Here is a 19,259-nt window from a genome sequence, read left to right on the forward strand (position 1 = left end):
GGCAATATTTTCACCTTTCTCATAACGTCAGTTCGTCACCCGGCTGACTCTGGCATGGGCATTGCCCTGAATGTTCCAGTACAGCCCAGCCGGAAGCTCTGCGGCCCAGGTTGCCCCCCGTTCCGACATTTGTTCGGGCGTTTCCAGCCATCCACGCGGAATAGTACCGGTGGTGTCACCGATAACCCGCGAGACGCAGGCGGCAACGCGGACGCCGCCGGGGACATCACAGCCGGATTCAACGATGTGCATCACTTCCATTAATGCGCCGTACGCTTCAACACGGTCGCCCTTTTGCAGTTCAATGGGGGAAACCTGTTCAGTCAAATTCTTCATGCTCACACTCCCTTCAGTGATTAAAATTGTCGCCGTCGTTTTTAAGGCATCCGGGAGAAGAATCCTGGTGGCCATTACGCCGGTATGTTGCTGAATCATTTTCTGTCAGCGCCGTCGCCGCAGGACATCCCCGCTGGCGTCACTTCCGGCTGCTGGCCAGGCTAAACCGCCCAGCTCATCCCCCTTCCCGCAGTTCATCACGGTAAAGGGCAACCAGGTCATCGAGTATCGGGCTGCTCTGGTATCCCGGCATTTCTGTAAACAGGCTGCGCGAGATCCCGAGCCATTCCATTATTTTGTCCGTTGCATACCAACGTCTGCCGAGCCGCTCAGCGGCAACCGGTACTTTGTGCAGACCGGCAAATGGCTCAACTACCAGATCACCAGGCCTGGTGAGGAACTCGATCAGGAATGCGGCGAGTCGAGTGGGTGACGTTGCACCGTGCAGCGGAAACCCCAGTTCGCGGGCGATGCGATGGCAGAGCCGCGTATCCGGGCAGGCATTGCCAAACATAAGCGTATTTTTGGAGATAGTCCCTTCTGTCTTATTGCCGAAGGCGCCATTTTTAAGCTGGTAAGCGCCATCCCCGTAAAATGTAGTGCGGTTTTCGCCGCCGGACGCCTGCAATTTCTGATGCTGCTCTGAATGAGGCTGGAGAACGCGCATGTTGTTCGAACGAACCTTTTGCGCGTCATTAGTAAACCACAGCACCGGCTCGTAAGACGAACAGAGCTGAACACGCTGTTTACACGCCCAGTGAGTCGGCGACGGGGGTTTCGCTCGGTTCACCCAGTTCAGTCTGTCCATCAGCTCAAGACCCAGCTTATCGCACAGCGCCAGTGTCAGTCTTTCCAGATACAGAGAGCGCGATGGCCTGCCTGGATTAAAGCTGTCCTGCGTCACATTGAGCGCCACGCTGCCCCCCGGCACGAGCTGCTTCACGATAGGCTCAAGAATCCGCAGCAGCCAGTCAATATACGCCTGCTCACCGCGTCCGCCGCCGTGCCCGTAATTTCGGGCATTACGCAGCAGGAACGGGGGCGACGTAAGGCAGAGATGGATTTGCTCATTGATGTTGCTGAAGAACGCGTACGCATTCCCGAAGACCGATGCCCCGAGCGAAGTTGAGAAGCCAACGACGCACAGTTTGTCCCAGGACTCATGCAGCTTCTTGTCATTTTTGAAGGCATAGCGCCAGACGCCCCGCTTTTCCGGGACACGCTCGATCACCCCGGCCTGCCGCAGCGTCTGCTGATACCAGCGAACCTGATGCTTGACGCCGCTGGTTCGCATTTTGTCCGAGCCGAACGCCTTCATTTTCTGTAGTTCTGCATCCGACATCCCCGTTTCGCGTTGTACCTCGCGATACAGCTCTTCGTTCGTTAACGGGGTGTCTGACGCGGCATAGATCCGCGCAATCAAATCGCTGTTAAGGTTGCTCATCAGCCATCCTTGAAAAACGGACCAGGGCGGCTTCACACTGCTCTTTACCCCACGAGTCCTGCCAGTCGCACAGGTGGAGATATTTGCGTTCGAGTGCTTCCATTTCATCGAGATTTGAACTCGATAATCCCGCCCAGACGTCGTGCCAGCACACATCGTAAGTAACGCCTGCCGGTGGGCAGTATTCCAGAGCATCCGCATGGATGATTTCAACACGGGGATCGTGGGCAAAGGCCTCGGCAACTAGGTTAATCACATCCTGCGACTTCTCAATGACAGTCACGTTGTTAACTTCCGGCTTCTGAAGAATGGCGTGCAGCACCATCCCCAGCCCCAGTCCGTTGATCAGGACGTGCCCTGTCGCTCGCTTTATGAACTCCTGACAGAGTTGGATTTCGTATGGCAAATTGGTCATCACCACATTTCTGCCATTTGAAAGGCGGCGATAGTTACCGGGCTGTAAAACCGCGTCGATATCCTCCGTAGCGGCACGGAGGAAAAGGCTAACCGCCTTATCTTTGGAGATTTCGAAGCTGTCCAGTGTCCAGGCACCGGATGTTCCATCTTTAACAGGTAAATTAGAAAAGCAACTCTTCATCAGTCATCCTTAAAATGGATTCAGTTCAACGTAAGTGGGCGCAGGAAGACGGTGAAGCAGGTCACTTCCCTTTCTGCATCAGGGACTCCAGTGACGATTCCAGCGCCGCGAAACGAATCAGGGCAGCTTCACACTGCTCTTTACCCCACGAGTCCTGCCAGTCGCACAGGTGGAGATATTTGCGTTCGAGCGCTTCCATTTCATCAAGATTTGATCTCGAAAAATCTGGCCAGATATCATGCCAGCACACATTGAAGGTAACGCCTGCCGGTGGGCAGTATTTCAGAGCATCCGCAAGGATAATTTCAACGCGGGGATCGTGAGCAAATGCTTTGGAAACCAGGTTCATCACATCCTGAGACTTCTCAATGACGGTCACGTGGGTCACGTCAGGCTTCTGAAGAATGGCGTGCAGCACCATTCCCAGCCCCAGTCCGTTAATCAGGATGCGTCCAGTTGCTCGCTCAATGAAAGCTTCACAGGTACGGATCTCCATCGGCGTATTGGACATCACCACTTCGTTATCACAGGACAAACGCCGGTAGACGCCTGCCGGGATATATTCATCCTGATCCTTTGTATATTCGGCGCGAAGCTTCAGGGTCTGCGCTTTTTCTGGCGTAATCACAAAGGAGTCCAGCGTCCAGTTACCGGATTTCCCGTTTTTCACCGGCAGCTCAGCAAATTTACTTTTCATACTGATAACCTTAATTTCGAATCATTCTGTTGCCGGGAAATTACCACATAACCCTCGGGCTGGGCAGGCAAGATCGCGTTACAACGGACGGCGGCTGACGCAACCGTCCACGGGTTCACAGGTAACGAAGTAGGATCTCCGCATCCTCCGGTGGCAGCTGTTGGCAGCTCTTCACTTGATAGAAGAATTCCCCGCCAAGATCATACACTCCGCCGTCTTCAAAACTCAGTGCTTCGACCTCGTCGCGACACTCATTCAGTAATGCCGTCTGGCTGGCGTTTGCCTCAGTATCGCTGGCGACAAGCTTCACGCTGGAATGCTCATACTCGCCATTCCGGCATACAATTTTGACAATGAAGTTTTTTTCAGGCATCTGCGCCTCCCGGCTGGTTAGGGGTTTATTCAGCGTTGCCCCGGCGTCCGGGGCAAGACTCAATCAACCCTTGATGAAACTCTGGCCGAAAGAAGGATTGGCTTTAAACTGGTGCTCCTTTATGATTTTTTTCATCATCTGAGAGCATTTCTTGATCGATTTGGTGCTGGCATCCGTGACTTCAGCCATCTTGCGGATAAAGCGATTCACCTGATACTGCGCCTCAGCATCTTGGCTGAGGGCTTCACTGTGGATGCGGTCTTCATGCTGCGCAATCAACAGCACATAGCAGCGGAGACCTGTGGCGGTGCTCACGCGCTGGCTGATCGTGATTTCCGCCGAGCGGGTAGACTGGACGACAGAGAGAGAGACTCTCGATAATTCGCCGTCCCGGAAAATAGCCGGAGTAAGACCATTAATATCCTCGCGGGAATAATTCAGAGAGTCCAGAATGGAAAATAAATCACAGGTGGTAAAATCGAATTCCTGAATGCTCATATCGCCTCCGACGCTTCATTATTTGTTGGCATTGCCTGTAGATATATAATACCAGGTTGGGTTCAAAACCTAATAACCCGGAAGAGAATATTTTGAAGAAAATCTCAGGCATCCATGCCGTGAATTAAGCTGGCACTATTCTGAAATAATATCACCAAGGCTGGTGGTAAATTCTCTTTTGACGGATTCAGTAAACGGCACTCGCTCAATATATTTATAATTCGTGGCATAGGTGTTGGTGTCTAAAGTCCGGGAGATCTCATCATCAATCGGGTCTTCAAACATATCAATGCGCACATCGATATGCTGCGTGCCTTCTGCGGTAGGATGTGACAGGCTGCACGACACTTCGATATAGCGATCTTTCTGCTCCGCGACAAACGTCCAGAAACCTGCATTAAAGTCGGTTGATGCACCGTGACGTTTAAATACAACATCAGATACGGAATAACCGACAGCATTAAGAAGGGAAATGAAATTAAGCTGACTGGAAATGATATCTAATTTATTCATGATGTCTCCTGTTGGTATGTGGCAATTATACCAGGACGCGCTCGACGGCTAATAACCTGCGGCAAAATTTTTCCGAATAGTTGATGATGTGATTGATAGCTTTAAAAATTAGGAGGATTGTTTATAAGAAGGAATATAACCAGAGGATTTGAAATTTAATACACCATGCCGACTGACCACGTCTAATTTTTCAAAAGTTACTTTTCCCGGCTGCCCTGATCCCACGTCGCTAAGACCCGGTATACTCAGGCATTCTGCCCGGAAGGCAATTGGCTTCGGTGATCGGGTATTAAAATAGGGCCAGTCTGTTTTTCTGCGAGTTTCGCGCTCTGTTGATGGCGTGAAATCACCTTTTCCGGATGCCCTCCCTGGCTGTCCGGTGCGCTGGCGCTACGCCCAGCGGTATGGGGTAAAATAGGTCTCGTTAACTTCAAGAAATTCGGTCAGGGAATTCATCGCTCTCGTGTCGTATGCAGTCACAATAAAACGGTAACCGTCCACCGTTTCGATGTAACTGATCCCCCGTGGCGTGCTGCTGGCATTCACCACTTCCGCCGTCATCATAAACTGGCCTTGCGGGAATTCCTGTGACAGGTAGATAAATCCGGTGGTTGCTGATGACGGGGTGGCATTCATCAGCACACCGTTAAATTGCTGGCCGTGTCGCGCCGGGATCAATGTGCTGTCCGCCGTCGCCTGATTCAGCAGCTGCCGGATCAGGGTTTCCTCTTTATATGAGCTGTAAGCGCGGACATCGTCTTCAGCCCCGGAGCGTGAGCAAACACCTACATGTGCAAGCCGCCGGTATTCGTTACGCATGTAGGCATGACAGGATGCACCCGCTCGCCCCTGAAGGGTGACACCAAAATCTTCACACAGCATCAGAACCTGGCGCAGATTGTTGTCATATACCGTCGCAGTAAGGGCCAGGTTATAACTGACGAATGTCAGCTCAAAAACCCGTGTATGCATGTCACTAACGTGTGCCTCCATCCGGATCAGCGGCTTTTCAGTCAGCGGATATGGAGTGCCGTTCACGCAGTACGGGGTAACGCCGCTAAAACACTCGCCGATCACGCTTGCAATGACTACGTCGGCGTCAATGACAGCCGGTGCCGGGACATAGATCTGAAACTGTCCTTCCGTGCCAGATTGGGTAAGGACGGGGAACAAACGCGGGGAATTAAGCTGCTCAAGGTCAGCATTGATCAGTTCTGTCCAGCTGGGTTTCCCGGTGGGTGCATCGAGGCGCAGGCCCAGGTTATCGCAGAAGTCGACGATCTGCCGGGAGTGTTCCACCATCACTGCCCCGGAGAGAGTCAGACCGTGCGTCGTCATCTTCAGCTCACTCGTCCGTGTCTGGGTATTCTGGGACCAGGGCTGTAAAGAAAGTGTCGTCCGGCTTAGTGAAGGTATAATTGTTTCATTCAGTGGGTCGATCAGTTGGCAATGCGCATTCAGCCGGGGGACAAGGGCATCAAATATGAAGCTTGCCTGTTGTTTAGTGCTGGTCTGAATATAAAACATCGCATCCGTGCCTGCATCCCTGGATAAAATACCGAAAAGTTTCATTTTTTACCTTAATGGATTAGCGATTTATAATCATGCGCCGACAGGTGAACGTTATGTACGCCATCATTCCACACAAAGAATAACCGATATTTTGAATTAACTCGAATGGAAGAGTACCGGTTTGCGGTCATCCTTAAGCGTTCGTAACGCAAACTACTTGATAACAATTCGCGTTCGTTTTTTACATTATTTAACGTTTTCAGTCTGCATGAAATCGCATTTAACAGATCAGCAGGAATACCTGCTGTGGACTTTCCATTACGGAAAAAGCTTTCCAGCCGTCTGTCTTTAAATGAATGGATCATATCTTCCTCCGTAATGGAATGAGTAAAATTAAATAAGAATTATAAAAGCCTGAAGCTGATTTATTAAATCCCGAGAATTCTGGCTGCGACCGTTAGTTGTTTATCACTTAATGGATATTTCCGTGATAACGTCGATTTCAGACTGTTCAGAAAGCTGTTCTCCCCGTCTTGCTGTGTGATGGCGTCAACCAGTTCCTGATTGCTCTTACACCACAGATTGAACGCGGAAGTCTTTGATTGTACAGCACGCTGACGCACTACTGCCTGAGCTGCTGAAATCTTGCGTGCCGCTTCCGGGTATGTGCGATATAACGCGGAAAGGGTGTAACATGTACGGGTTGTGACCAGGCTATAGCCCGTACCATTACATGCCATGCAGCGGCTCCTATAAAAGTGTTTACGCTCACCACGGCCTTTGCATTTATTGCAAGTGACCCGATAAATATATTCCCCGGTGCCTTTTACTGAATCAATACACTGAATCTTAGCGTTGTCGATTTCAATTCCGCTCTGGTCAAAGTATTTATCCATTTTTGATTCCTCAGGTTTGGTCTGAAGTAATCATGACAGATTGGTCTCGCTGGCTAATAACCTGAATGAAAGATTTTTAAAAATAATTTTGCAGCACTGCTAAAGGCAGTTTATATATGCAGGATTCAATTTTACTGAGAAATATTTTCGGAATTGTCTGTTTACAAATACCAAAAAAAAACCAATGAGGTCTTAATTACATCCTTAATGGGCATGGTTATTTTACATCCTTATGAGTAGCAATGCTTATGTGTTAATTTAAAAACACCATATGCGTCTAAGGAACTTCCTATCCGCCTTCATGAAGCTTTTTTCCGGTTACCAGTAAGGGCCATATGACTGGCAAATATTCCGCTCGCGGTATACCGAAGTTCCGAGAGGATGGCGAAACGGCAGAATGCTACAGTAAAGGAGAAATGTTAGCTATAAAACGGTGGCACAGGGTCGGGATACTCGCGGGCTGAAATGGCAGATTCAGTTTGTCTTCCGGCTGTAGCGTCCCTTCCCCACTCACAAGACCCATCTTAACCGAAGGTGTCGCAGCCTTTCTCCCAGACGCTCGACGATTCCTGGGTTTAAGGTCACGAAACAATGGTCATGCACACCGGCTTTCAACTGGCACAAATGTGATTACGAAACACTCGTTAATGCCCTCCCGGTAAGCCTTTAGAAAAGTTACTTTTCTGAGATTAAAATGGACTATTTTAATTATAGTTTGGATATGAATTTTTAAAAAAATAAATGCCTTCAACTTATTTGGAAAATAAGCCGGAATGTTAGAGTGTTCTCATTCAAAAAAGAGGAGAACCAACCATGCCAAAATGTCTATTACCTGCCGAGCTTGCGGAAATTGTCTGTGGATTACTGGTGCAACCCACATTAATGAATGAATTAAAAACACCGGAGTCGCATAAAGCATTTATGCAGGATATCGCTGAGCTGGTGGCGAAACATTGCGGAGGAGAGATTGACGGTGTGATCATGCCGGTGGATCGCGATGAATCAAGCCAGGCCGATTATCTGACCTCTCCGGATGTAACCCCTTATCTCGTCGTATCTCCCGGCGCGGACATGCACTCCCTCACCGATAATGTCTGGCGTCACCATGCCCGAGATGGCTGGCTTGACCATATCAAAGGCAGCGACGAAGAAAGCCCTGATGAATTGCCGACGCATAAAGAGTGCTCAGTTCGCCGCTACGCCCTCCAGCGGATGCTCCTTCAGACACAAACCAACCATGCTAATCTTCCCTCGCAGGTGGTACGAATGCGTGATTACTGCAACCTCGACGACGAACAGCCCGGGTCTTCAGCAGAGTTTATCGTTACTATGGCGCTCGGCGGTCATGCCCAGCTGGCAGTACAGGATGTGGAATCACGCCTGGTAATGGCCCTGACGTTGTTAATTGAAAATGGTGTTCCCTCGGTCCATGTAAACGCGGGTGACACTGATCCTTCAGTTCTGCACGTCCAGGCTGCTCACGGCGGCATGGTCCTTTCAACTGACTCCCTGAATCATGAATTCGGTATTTCGCCGCCTGACAGGTATACCAACGGTCGCCCTGGCTTATTAGTTAAAGCAGCCTCCTGATTCATTAATTACAAATTTGTCCTTTTTTAATTCCATTGTTCGCTCTTTGTTTAAAGGGCGAATATATTTTTAAAAAACTTCACGCCGGGTTATTAGCCAGCAAACCGAAACTGTTAGAATTAACACATCAGATGAAAGGATGACTATCATGGCTAAATTAATTTCAACTCGTGAACTGGCAACAATTATTACTGCATTACTGGTAAAACCGGAATTATTGGGCGAGCTGGATTCTCCAGAAAAACATCGCGCACTGATGGAGGATCTGGGGCGTGTTGTGGCAGAGCATTGCGGCGGCAATGTCACGGAAATCGCATTGCCGGAAACCGATGGTACGGCAGTTGATGAAGCTTTGCTGGATGGCCAGCCTGTCCGCTATCTGGAAACAAAAGAAAGCTCCCCATATCTCATCGTACACCCTGACGACTCACTACCGTCTCTGACGCATAACGTTTGGATGCACGCTGATCCTGATGGCTGGGAAGAACATTTCGATGGCGAGGACAATCCCCTGATGGAGGAGTTGAGCCAGCAGTTCCGCCAGCAGGTGTATGCGCTTCTGACGCCGGAATCGCAGGCAACGCCTTCAGAGATTATCCGGACGTTACAGGACTGGCAACTGGGTGAAACCCAGCTGCCAGAAGAAGACTGTCAGTCCTATCAGGTGAAGGTGTTGTTAGAAGAGAAAAACATTCAGTGTGAAGTGGTGAATGAATCCGGCACGACTTGTTTCGGCCTCATTTTTGAGATCGATCGGGGTGTACCGACGCTGCACATCGACACGGGCAGTGATTCACTGCTGCATATTCACGCGGCACATGACGGCCTTGTTCTGACACCAGATGCGCCGAACCACGGATTTGAAGATGCTCCAGTAGACCGCTTTTCTTATAACAGCCCGTCCCTGTTGGTGCCAGGGGTGTAACCTGGCAAACAACACAGCGGTATTTTGGCCCCGAGTGAAATAATTCAGGACAGGAGTCAGGCAGATGGGCGATGTTGCCACACTACCACCGAAAATTAACGATGGCGTACTTCGACGCTGGAATGCTCAGCGCGGGCAACGAAATGGCCGAGGCGGAAGGTATAAGCGCCTTCCGTCACAAAGCAACCTAAGTAACTGGGTTGTAAGACGTCTGATTGAAGAAATCATAATGGAGGACCGACGAAGAGCAGCATCAGGTTGAGCAGTATGTTGATCAAGTTACCACTACTGGCGCAGGAGAAGTGGAAGGTATGACCCGCGTCCCGGTAGTTCCCACGATGGAACAGCTAATTGCAGGCCGGAAGCAGATAACTTCGGCCACTGGAAAAATGTCTCGATTAATGAGCCAGCGTCTTGCAGATGTTTACCGTGCAATGGTCGCAACTGCAAAGGGGGAGTGAGATGCGTGAATTACTTGGAAAGACAGGGGCAGAACATCAAGCCTCCGTAATGTATCAAACGTTTGGACACCTCGATGCGAAGCCAGGCGAAAAGCATAAAGGTCACTTCGTTTTTATCAACGGTCAGCACGGCGATCTGTGTGTTGTGCATAGTGAATTTTCATCCTTTGACGAAGGTCCTGGCTATTTCAGTGACCGTGCCGATTTCATCTGGGAATTGGTTAAAGACGGAGGACCCTGCTCTAAGGTCGGCATCTACCGGTTTGACGGCGAATACTCGCTTCCTAAACGCCGGAACGGGAAAAGGTTTTCGGGAAGCGTGACGTGCCTTCAATCATTCTAATTTCGTAGTGCATGAGCACCGACAGGTTATCAGTAAAACGGGGAGCGCCACAGTTCGCGTGCAACCTTCCCTATCCATCAACTCGAATGAGTACATAATAATGACGAACGCTGACGCATCTAACGTTAAGACCAGTCCAGAATTACCAACTCTCGAACGTGTCTATGCTCTGCTCAAGGACAACTATAAACCCGCAAGATTTGCTGATCGGGATGGGGAAATCTGGGGGCATGAGTATTCATGGAATCTGGCAAAATCAAGCCTGCAAGACCTGGAGAAGTACGGGAAATCGTATGTATCGAAGCATTCCGACCGGATGGGCGATGGATTCAGTTTTGGTCCTGACCTGGTCATTATTCGCTGACATGCGCACGGAAGTGAGTAAGATGGCTGGCTGCACCGGAGGACAAGAGTGATGAAGGGTAAAAATATCGTGGCTCGTGTCGTGCGGGAAGCGACCTATAAGTGGGAAACCCGCCACAAGTTAACGCCAGAACAATGCTCTGAAATTAATCAACTGATGCGTCGGCTTTCAGAACACCTTGCCTGCCCCGTTTGCAAAGCAATGTCCTTAAAGCAACTCAGGCACGCAGAATACATTTTGAAATGCGGAACGTGCGGTGAAGAGTTTCTTATCAATAAACGTAAAGAATCGGCTCACGCGAGTTAAGCGCGGTGAATGAGCACAACAGTAAGGTGACAACCATGAAAGAACTGATTTCGGTAGCTCAGGCGGCTCTGGACTATATCGATGCCTTACCCAGCGACATGGTGGCATCACTCCATACGATGCCTGGCTTTGATCGCGATTGGGCAACAGAAGTCATTGCCGATGCTATCGTCGAAAGTAACGAGTCCCGGGAACAGATACAGCAGCAGTCGCAGGCAATTCAGTTGCCCGAGACCTGTTTCTTTGATGGCCCGGGCAACACAACAGAAACGTATTTCCTGGCAGACGATGTCAGAGAGTTACTCCGGTCAGCGGGCGTCCAATTTAGCGAGTGATACGGGTAAAGTTCCCAGGCAGTCCGGTCTCACATCGGTATTACGCCAGACGCTGTCAACATTAATTCGATTCAGGGCATGACAATGGAAAACACAGTAATACCGACGGTAACAGAAAACGAGATGGAAGAGGTGATCACCCGTCACACGGCATACGGGCAGGTATCGGTAAGCCGCACGACAACGACGGGGCAGCGCTTGTATGCCTCCGACCTCATTCATAAAGAGGTGATTACGCTGACCTTCAGTGAATCAGAGCAGGTTGAGCGCGATGGAGTGATCCGTCATCGGCTGGCGGAAGGCAGACGCCGTTCCCCACTTCTGAAAGTCAGTCTGTCTCCGGCTCAGTGGGCCTCAATGATCACATCGTTCGGAATGAGTGACGGCGTGCCGTGTACCATTAACAGTTTGATTCGCGGCGACTATGAGCGCCAGCCGGAGATTGGCTATATTGAGTCGACACGCGAACGTTATGAGCGTCAGATCCGGGAAGCCTCTGAGCGCGAGATGGCGAAAGTGAATGAAAAGCTGAAAGCACTGGCTTTGCTGGTGGCAAAAGGCAAGGCAGGAAAGCGCGAGCTTGAAGAAGTATATCAGTCTCTGTCCGGCGCAATCGCCAACCTGCCGGTTAATCTGGCCTTCAGCACCCAGTTGATGCAGGAATCCATGGACAAAATCGTCTCACACGGCAAGGCCGAACTCGAAGCCTCCGCCATGGGCGTGGCCGCTCGTCTCGGTATGAAAGAAATTAGCCGCTTGGCCTCGTTGGAAGACAAGAAGTAACCGGTACGATCACCCATAAGCATACCTGCTGCACACATAAGCGGCACAAAGCTCAGTGGCCAATTCATAGCGTGTTGACATAAACCGTACACACAAATGTGCTTCGTCGTGGCGGGTGCCTGATATGCGGTTCCCGACGCGGCCCCCTTCTCTCTTTAGCGGTCCACAGGACTCCAGGTAATGCCGGTGGGCTGTATCCAGGACGTTTTCCAGTAGCCGACAGTGGTCGGCGTCATACCCCTTAAGAAGGTGTTCCAGTTCTGCCATGGCGAGTGCGGGTGGTAACCAGGTGACGCCAAGACGCAAAAATTGGAGCTGCATTTGAATTTGATGGCGATCGGGCGTGAGACCCTGCACCCGGGGAGCGCGATAGCAAATTCTCTCCAGTGGAGCGAAATGCGTGATAAACGTTTTCTCAGCAATCTCTGACATTCGACTAAATCAGCCTGTTCCGTTTCTTTCTGGCTACGTTAAGACACCATGAAAAGGCCCCGTATGACGGGGCCGGTTCTGTGGTGTTTATTGGATTTGCGGCAGCTCGATCATGAAGCGGGATTCGCCAACTTTGCCGCTGGTGGCCGGGAAGATCGGGATCAGGATGCCATCCCCTTGACCGAAGTCTATTGTGATGTCTTTCGAATCTCCGGGAATGACAGTCGCCCCATTCATACTGACCGCAAAGGCCGCATCTTTACGGACCGTCAGCGTGCCGGTCTGCACTCCTGTGATCAGCGAACCATCTTTCTTCCGGATGCTGTTGGTCCGCAGATACGCCAGTGGCTGGTTATCTGATGTCTTCAGCCCCATGCCCACAGCCAGCGTCTTGATGGTATTAAATTCAATCAGGTTGTTCGGTACGTAGCGGAACCGGCTGCTCTTTGTGGTGCTGTTTCCGGCTTCATCCATTGCTATGGCAGTCAGCACGTAGGAATCTGCATCATCTGTTGCGGGGAAGATACGCGGGTATCAATGCTGAAGGAGTAGCTGGTTGTGGCCACGACATTCGACTTATTGTCGAGGGTTTCGGATTTAAGGGCAAAAGTCCCCTCGCCCAGTACCGGCAGTGCCATGGATTTGCCGTAGTACTCACTACCATCAGCGGCAGTGATCCTGTCGGCCACTGTCACCAGGCCGGTGACACTCTGGAACATCTGCACATTATCTGATGATCGTGTCACGGTAACGCGCTCGTAGCGGTCGAGACCAGATATCAAGTTCAGCGTAATTGCGCTACCTGGGTTGAGATACGCTCTGGAGGGTTCAGCATTCACTTTCGTACCACGTGTGTCGGTGTACGAATAGTTGTACAGCTGAGCCTGGCCGCAAAGTGGGAACAGCAGTGCCGCATAGACGGCGGCGATCAACGGACCTCTGTAAAATTTCATTTATGTTCTCCTGGTTGGCCAGGAAATTTTACCCGAAACGTTTTCATCACCCGGGTGATAAGAGGTGTAATTATTCAGTAAAACAACGCCCGTTTGTGCGCCTTTTGCCAGGCCAGCGAAAGTGACAATATCCGCTGATTAACGGCCCAGAAATACTCTGCTTAACGAAAAAGTGCCGGAGGTGAATCGTTTAAAATAACGACAAAACAATAGGGGAATACTGAATGAAATATCAGACTATAACTTTGGCTATGGTTTTGCTCGGCGTCTCAGTTCCGGTAACAGCTCAGATTTATGAATCCAGCTTTACAGATACCAATGGCATTGAAGTACACGCGCCTTCAACCCGGATGCTACTCAATCCGGCTTCTACCGTAACGCTGACGCTTATTTCTGGATTGGATCGCTTTGTAAACGTTAAAGTGACCCGGGAAACCGGGGCGCAGTTGTACAATACCACCACTACCCGTACCGGTGTGGCTGATCGGCTAAAAGCAGCCGACGGCAGTGAATTTTACGGGAAGAAAGTAACTTTACCCGCTCTCGGGGAAGGAAAACTGATCGTCCAGGTCAACATTTTGGATCTGAATCAGTCAGTGGTAGCTACGTATAACTACAACTGGACAATAGACACCACACCTCCGGCTGCAAATGCCCTTACAGCAACCACATCACTGGGCACTGGAACTGGAGCGGTATTTAAATTAGGTCTTGAAGCTGTGGCGCAATACAGCTTTTTATCAACGGGCATCGCTGATGCGGTTGGAATAGATAAAGGCATATTTGAAATCTATCGCGCTAATGGAACCCTTTTCAGCTCAACGCCAATGAAATACAACGTCGGTGACAAGACGATGTACCTGCCCTACACCTTCGCAAGTGTGAAGCAACCGGGCATCCCTGATAGCAACCTTGACGAAGAATTTCAGGCAAAAGCCAAAATTTACGACACCGCCGGGAATATCCGCACGTTACCGACCCAAAAATTTCGGTTTGATAATACAATTGGTGAGATATCCCTTTTCGCTGTTCATGATCCAAATGATGCAACCAGCGTCGTTCCCGGCGTGAAAAACTACCCGGCCTATAAAGCCGGTATGGTGGTTAACGAAAACCCTATCAGGCTGGTGTATAAAATCCCGAGATCTAACTACCGGGCATATGCAGAGGGTGGACTGGAATTTATTAACCTTTATTCGGCTGCAAAAGAAATCGCTTCTGATGCCACCTACAGCTATGTCGAAATGACGCTGCCATTTGGTGCCTTCAATGGGGATATGGCTCGTATGGCCAACTTTGGACAGTGGGCAGGATACTTCCCGACCTACACGATGACGCTCAACCCGAACGCAAACAAGACGCCTGCTTTTACTGGCACCTGGGAGGATTTTCAGGATAGCAATGGCACCTGGTATAAGTCGAAGGACTTCGAGACAGTTCTGTCTTCCAGATTGCCGATTAAAATCGTCCGGGCAAGATTTAATGTAGAAGCCAGACCGTTTGAGCAGGAAGTTGGGGGACGCCTAACCTGCCGCATTCCGGTTGGCCAGACAAGTTGCGAAGCTCCTGAGAATTTTGATATGGCGGTAGGGACTCAGGGTTATAACCGTACACTTTATTATGTACGCAGTGTCGCGAACCCTATTCTTCGTTCCGAGCAGTGGGTTATGACACGCTGGAACAATCAAATCGTCCCAGAAATTGGTGAGATCACCTACAGCCCGACATCTAAGATACTGACTGTTGAAGCTCATCTCAACAGAGATAATGATTGGTTCGACGGATTCAGACTCCTCGGATTCTATCTTACCGATAAGAACTCCAAACAGCGCATGACGCCTGTGGGAGTCGAAAAGTCCAGAAACGCGGGTAACTACACGATTGAGTATGACCTTTCCCGGCAGTCTGAAGGGCAATACAACGTTGAAGTGAATATTCAGGATCGTTTCGGTAACCAGACAAACAAAACCTATGGCGTGATAGCTCTCGATGCCACACCCCCAACGGTTGCTATTACCTTCGAAGGGAAGCCGGTAAAGGATGACACCGTCGTCTATGGTCTGGAAAATCTGCGCATTGCACTGAGCGATAACCTGACCACACCTCGCATTACTCGTCTCCAGCTAACTGGCGGACCGACATCAGACAATGTTGAACTCAGTTGGTCACCTGCTGGTAAAGACATATACTCGCCGGAATATCCGCGCATATTCCCGAATTTCGAGCCCTCTGAAAACTATGCTCTCAGTGTGACAGTGTCGGACAGCCAGTCCAACACAAAAACTTACACACAGAAGTTCAGTTATCTCCCGAATAACTTGGTACAGCTGCATAACCTTCGAACCCTTGCAGTAAAGTCGGCGCTCAAAACCTCTGATAACGTGCCACTTGCCTATCTGTCTACAAACATGCTCCGCAAGACTAACGGTGAAATAGCCAAAGGCTTACAGAACGCGACCCTCTCAGTACGTAAGGATGCCAACTTCGGGATAGTGTTTAATGGAGCGGAGGCAGCTCCTGGGGAGTCTGTAAATGTTAATATCGACATGGGTATGGGTGATAATCTTCTCATGCCGGTTTATCCATCAGAGAACGGCAAGACCGGAGCCGCTGAGTTTATGATCCAAATTGATGAGCTGAAGTAACCATAAAAAGCCGTCAGTCACTCTGGCGGCTTTTTTTCGTGACGCCATTTCCTGCATTTTCTCCGCTCTCTCTCCTCATAACTCTGTAGCCGCTTGCGTCAAAAAAGTAACTTTTTCTACAAGGGAAGAAGTGTGCTAGTGCGGTTCTTAGAACGGATCGGAATTTACTCACATTTCGATCGTAATGCTTCATGACGTCTCTGTGCATAGTTATCAACAGGATAGAATAATAATAAAGATCAATATAGGATCAATAGCAGATCAAAAAGGAATAACGATCCTCGCAGGCCAGTAATATCGGGGCTCTCAGCGGATCGCCATCCACTGTACAGGGGGCGAAATACACTATGTCGGGTAATCCATCCACTATACAGGGTGCATAATCCACTATACCGGGTGGATTCGATACACTATACCGGGTAGGATGTAGATCTTATGCACAAAACGGATCTTTCTATATGTCTAGTAATAACAACAAGTTATCTCTTGTCATTGAAGAGTCCCTAAAAGATTCCGGGGAAGTTATCCAACTGCTTCCCACGCTAAGACAGACCATTCAGCCGAAAGTTTTACTCCGTCTGGGTGTGTTTGTGCCAACACTGAAATCCACGGATAAGGGTGGCCGGAAGAGTCACCGCATCGATGCCACCGAACCCCTTTCGAGACTATCCATTGTCGAGGGTGAAGGCTACAGCCAGATCCAAATTTATGGCCCGCGCCTCGACATGGACTCTGACTTCAAATCATGGTGTGGGATCGTTTATGCATTGTCTAACCGTCCGCTCGACTCGGAAGGTCAGCTGGAGCTGAATTTCCCGGAGTTTGCTAAGTTCTGCGGTTTTGACACTAAGCGCATTGATAGGCAATTGAAAGAGCGTTTTGATGCTTCATTGACGCGTATTGCCCGAACCAGTATCTCGTTCATTAAGAAAATACCCGGTACAGACGATCAGATAACGATAAACATGCACCTCGTGGAATCCACGTACTACGACAGTTCCACCGGGAAAATCGTCATCAAGCCAAATTCGAAGCTCAATACGCTGTATCGCGTCGACGGTAAAACCCGACTCTACCTGAAGACGTTGCAGAAACTGGCCCGTAAGGAGTCCGCACAGGCCCTGTATCTGTATCTGGCTGAGTTACCGAGCACCTTTTACCGTATCGGATTTGACCGGCTGCGTGAACGCCTGCAACTGTCCTCACATCTTGGCAACCAGAATGCCACAGTTAAAAAGGCGCTGGGCCAGCTTAAAGAGATCGGTTTTCTGGAATACTCCATAGACAAAGAAAACGGCGATTATGTACTGAATATTCTGAAAAGAAACATGAAGCCATGATAGATGCCGGATAATGCAGCTGCCTGCCGCGTGGGTGGCTGCATTACCCGGAATAGTGGATATTCTTCTCCTTTCCGCTCTGTTTTTACCCGGTACAGTGGATCTCCACTACACCGGGTAATGTCAGCCCTAAAACTCCGATGCAGCCCTTTCTCTTCAGCCTTACCCTGACGATTCTGTGTGTTTTTCAACCAAAATGTGAACTATACCCGGTACAGTGGAGCCACGAAAATGTGATCCATACCCGGTATAGTGGATAAGGCCCCTTGCGAACCAGGCACCGGAAATGTGGCGGCACTGGTTGGCAAGTTTTACCCGGTATAGTGGAGCCCGTTACTGCCTCCGCCCCGGATGGCGTGATGTCACGGGAAGGAAGATATACCCGATAAAGTGGTTCGTGAAGGGTGAACGGCCCTGATAGCACGATGAGGCTGAAGTGGAAACTGTACCCGGTATAGTGGAGCCACTAAGATTGCGTACCCGGTGGCTGAGAGGGGAATCTTTTCCCGCCACAGTGGAGTAGCTGATATCGTCGAAAATGTCTTAACCACAATACGGCCATTCTGTTGCTGCACTAAAGAAATGCATCATCGAGTCTCAGGTGTTTTAAGTTGGTAAACCCCCTTCCACCAGGTGTCGAAAGAGACGCTATCATCGCAGCGCATAAACATGCCGTTATGCCTTGCGACAACGCTGAGAGAACCTTTATTTTTACCGCAGGTCTTCTCAAAAGACTCTGTAGCTTTAATAAAAGTTTCACCATCCGTGATGGTCGGGGAATCCAGTTCCTTCGCCAGCCATGACGGATAGCTGTCAGCATTAACCCATACAAGGCGTTCCACAACTGAAAAGAGTACGCCGACAAGGCCAACCGCCCAGAGCGTAATAACCAGTAAACGTAAAATTCGCAGGACTATGAATTTTGAATGCTGTAAAGGCGAGACAAGAAATGGCAACGATATCATGACTGTGAGCATGACTGATGACGCCAGCAACGTGTATAACAATGCCCATGATTTCACATAGGCCGAAAACGCGATCATCAAGCCAATAAGAACAAAGAGCGGTGCAGCGCTTTTCAGACTACCCATGTTTATTTTCATTATTTTGATGCTCCATTTTGTACGAGTTTAGAGATACTACGTTTAAAATCATCTACGGCCTCAAAAAAGGTTCGTGGATGACGTTATTGGTTTTTTATATTGTACCATTGGTGAGCGTTTACCTTTTTACCCTTTAATTAAGGCACCAGGATTCGCCCCTGAAAAAGCGAATTCCATGAGGTTAATGTATGTCACACAATATTTTTATAGCTGAGTTTGATGATGGACTTCGGATGTACGGTATCAATGACGGTACAGCCTGCCATATGCATGCTTTTTTGTTTCAGACCCAGGCGCAAGTAGAACACTGGCTGGGAAGCGGTGATCGTGATACCCGCAAGTTACCTGTAATGCCAGAAAACGCCTCATTGACGGAGGAAAACGTCACTATCGGCCCTGACGAAACATGGGCTTTTCGCTCCCGAGCTTCACGCACCGCACAATGGATCACCGGCCCCCTTGAACATGACAGTGAGTCATGGGAAGACCAGTCTGTATATGGCCACAGCACGTGAACTTCACGCCTCCAGTCCTGCTGACCGACATAGGCAGGACAGGGGTTTACAGTACCCGGTACAGTGTATCGCCTTGCTGAACCCGTGTTTGCTGCTGCTGGCCCAGCGGACGGATGCTGGGAAAGTCAAAGATGATCAGTTTTAGATCCGCGTTCGCGGGGATAATTATTCCTACTGGAATGTTAGCTACAGCGTTAGAATCCATTTTGTTGCCTCACCTTACAAGGGCGATTAACCGTCTTAATGGCAGCATTCGCCCGATCAGGCCGCAGGGGTAACAACTTGTGGTCTTTTTCG

General features: G+C 49.7%; 23 protein-coding genes. 10 read left to right on the forward strand and 13 right to left on the reverse strand.

Going from position 1 to position 19,259, the window contains the following annotated elements; genetic code table 11:
- Window positions 1-27 precede the first annotated feature (27 nt).
- From HV213_RS31040 to HV213_RS31085, 10 genes are all read right to left on the reverse strand, one after another.
- The gene (locus HV213_RS31040) at window positions 28-336 is read right to left on the reverse strand and encodes a hypothetical protein (RefSeq protein WP_022652122.1); all 309 of its coding nucleotides are present in this window, start codon (window positions 334-336) and stop codon (window positions 28-30) included.
- Between the two features lie 175 nt (window positions 337-511).
- Window positions 512-1,780 carry a DNA methyltransferase gene (locus tag HV213_RS31045; protein WP_022652123.1) on the reverse strand — a complete coding sequence of 423 codons (1,269 nt, stop codon included), beginning with the start codon at window positions 1,778-1,780 and terminating at the stop codon, window positions 512-514.
- The gene (locus HV213_RS31050; RefSeq protein WP_022652124.1) at window positions 1,767-2,378 is read right to left on the reverse strand and encodes a polyamine aminopropyltransferase; all 612 of its coding nucleotides are present in this window, start codon (window positions 2,376-2,378) and stop codon (window positions 1,767-1,769) included. Before HV213_RS31050 ends, HV213_RS31045 begins: the two co-directional genes overlap by 14 nt.
- Window positions 2,379-2,439: 61 nt before the next feature.
- On the reverse strand, window positions 2,440-3,075 hold the full coding sequence (locus tag HV213_RS31055; RefSeq protein ID WP_022652125.1) for a polyamine aminopropyltransferase: 636 nt from the start codon (window positions 3,073-3,075) through the stop codon (window positions 2,440-2,442).
- Window positions 3,076-3,190: 115 nt separating this feature from the next.
- Window positions 3,191-3,448, reverse strand: coding sequence for a hypothetical protein (locus tag HV213_RS31060; protein WP_022652126.1), 258 nt, complete (start codon window positions 3,446-3,448; stop codon window positions 3,191-3,193).
- Between the two features lie 63 nt (window positions 3,449-3,511).
- Complete coding sequence (locus HV213_RS31065; RefSeq protein ID WP_015063073.1) at window positions 3,512-3,946, reverse strand: hypothetical protein; 435 nt, start codon at window positions 3,944-3,946, stop codon at window positions 3,512-3,514.
- Window positions 3,947-4,081: 135 nt separating this feature from the next.
- Window positions 4,082-4,459, reverse strand: coding sequence for a hypothetical protein (locus HV213_RS31070; protein WP_015063074.1), 378 nt, complete (start codon window positions 4,457-4,459; stop codon window positions 4,082-4,084).
- Between the two features lie 390 nt (window positions 4,460-4,849).
- Complete coding sequence (locus HV213_RS31075) at window positions 4,850-5,797, reverse strand: flavin reductase (RefSeq protein ID WP_224085232.1); 948 nt, start codon at window positions 5,795-5,797, stop codon at window positions 4,850-4,852.
- 242 nt (window positions 5,798-6,039) lie between these two features.
- Window positions 6,040-6,336 carry a type II toxin-antitoxin system RelE/ParE family toxin gene (locus HV213_RS31080; protein WP_015063076.1) on the reverse strand — a complete coding sequence of 99 codons (297 nt, stop codon included), beginning with the start codon at window positions 6,334-6,336 and terminating at the stop codon, window positions 6,040-6,042.
- A 63-nt stretch (window positions 6,337-6,399) separates the two neighbouring features.
- A complete protein-coding gene (locus HV213_RS31085) occupies window positions 6,400-6,867 on the reverse strand; it encodes a DnaJ-like cysteine-rich domain-containing protein (RefSeq protein ID WP_022652128.1) in 468 nt (155 codons plus the stop codon).
- Between the two features lie 813 nt (window positions 6,868-7,680).
- Between HV213_RS31085 and HV213_RS31090 the strand changes: the two genes are divergently transcribed.
- The 7 genes from HV213_RS31090 (at window position 7,681) to HV213_RS31120 (ending at window position 11,974) form a co-directional block, all read left to right on the forward strand.
- Complete coding sequence (locus tag HV213_RS31090) at window positions 7,681-8,457, forward strand: hypothetical protein (protein ID WP_022652129.1); 777 nt, start codon at window positions 7,681-7,683, stop codon at window positions 8,455-8,457.
- 148 nt (window positions 8,458-8,605) lie between these two features.
- Window positions 8,606-9,382 carry a hypothetical protein gene (locus tag HV213_RS31095; RefSeq protein ID WP_022652130.1) on the forward strand — a complete coding sequence of 259 codons (777 nt, stop codon included), beginning with the start codon at window positions 8,606-8,608 and terminating at the stop codon, window positions 9,380-9,382.
- Window positions 9,383-9,844: 462 nt separating this feature from the next.
- Window positions 9,845-10,186 carry a hypothetical protein gene (locus HV213_RS31100; protein ID WP_032610383.1) on the forward strand — a complete coding sequence of 114 codons (342 nt, stop codon included), beginning with the start codon at window positions 9,845-9,847 and terminating at the stop codon, window positions 10,184-10,186.
- 100 nt (window positions 10,187-10,286) lie between these two features.
- A complete protein-coding gene (locus tag HV213_RS31105) occupies window positions 10,287-10,550 on the forward strand; it encodes a hypothetical protein (protein ID WP_022652132.1) in 264 nt (87 codons plus the stop codon).
- Between the two features lie 51 nt (window positions 10,551-10,601).
- Complete coding sequence (locus HV213_RS31110; protein WP_022652133.1) at window positions 10,602-10,856, forward strand: hypothetical protein; 255 nt, start codon at window positions 10,602-10,604, stop codon at window positions 10,854-10,856.
- A 35-nt stretch (window positions 10,857-10,891) separates the two neighbouring features.
- The gene (locus HV213_RS31115) at window positions 10,892-11,191 is read left to right on the forward strand and encodes a hypothetical protein (RefSeq protein WP_032610385.1); all 300 of its coding nucleotides are present in this window, start codon (window positions 10,892-10,894) and stop codon (window positions 11,189-11,191) included.
- Between the two features lie 84 nt (window positions 11,192-11,275).
- The gene (locus HV213_RS31120; RefSeq protein WP_022652135.1) at window positions 11,276-11,974 is read left to right on the forward strand and encodes a hypothetical protein; all 699 of its coding nucleotides are present in this window, start codon (window positions 11,276-11,278) and stop codon (window positions 11,972-11,974) included.
- A 519-nt stretch (window positions 11,975-12,493) separates the two neighbouring features.
- Here HV213_RS31120 and HV213_RS33420 read toward each other — a convergent pair.
- The gene (locus tag HV213_RS33420; protein ID WP_071787996.1) at window positions 12,494-12,898 is read right to left on the reverse strand and encodes an Ig-like domain-containing protein; all 405 of its coding nucleotides are present in this window, start codon (window positions 12,896-12,898) and stop codon (window positions 12,494-12,496) included.
- Entirely contained in the window at window positions 12,892-13,359 is a 468-nt protein-coding gene (locus HV213_RS33425; RefSeq protein WP_015063083.1) for a DUF4165 domain-containing protein, read from the reverse strand. The genes HV213_RS33420 and HV213_RS33425 overlap by 7 nt, the downstream gene beginning before the upstream one ends.
- Window positions 13,360-13,583: 224 nt before the next feature.
- On the opposite strand from HV213_RS33425, the gene HV213_RS31130 reads away from it, so the two are divergent.
- Window positions 13,584-16,004, forward strand: coding sequence for an Ig-like domain-containing protein (locus HV213_RS31130; protein WP_015063084.1), 2,421 nt, complete (start codon window positions 13,584-13,586; stop codon window positions 16,002-16,004).
- A 458-nt stretch (window positions 16,005-16,462) separates the two neighbouring features.
- Window positions 16,463-17,344, forward strand: coding sequence for a RepB family plasmid replication initiator protein (locus HV213_RS31135; protein WP_015063085.1), 882 nt, complete (start codon window positions 16,463-16,465; stop codon window positions 17,342-17,344).
- A 587-nt stretch (window positions 17,345-17,931) separates the two neighbouring features.
- Here HV213_RS31135 and HV213_RS31140 read toward each other — a convergent pair.
- Entirely contained in the window at window positions 17,932-18,447 is a 516-nt protein-coding gene (locus HV213_RS31140; RefSeq protein WP_015063086.1) for a hypothetical protein, read from the reverse strand.
- A 188-nt stretch (window positions 18,448-18,635) separates the two neighbouring features.
- Here HV213_RS31140 and HV213_RS31145 point away from each other — a divergent pair, with 188 nt between their 5' ends.
- The gene (locus tag HV213_RS31145; protein ID WP_015063087.1) at window positions 18,636-18,962 is read left to right on the forward strand and encodes a hypothetical protein; all 327 of its coding nucleotides are present in this window, start codon (window positions 18,636-18,638) and stop codon (window positions 18,960-18,962) included.
- Window positions 18,963-19,259 lie beyond the last annotated feature (297 nt).

Origin of the sequence: Klebsiella sp. RHBSTW-00484 (assembly GCF_013705725.1) — a bacterium.
Lineage (GTDB): Bacteria > Pseudomonadota > Gammaproteobacteria > Enterobacterales > Enterobacteriaceae > Klebsiella.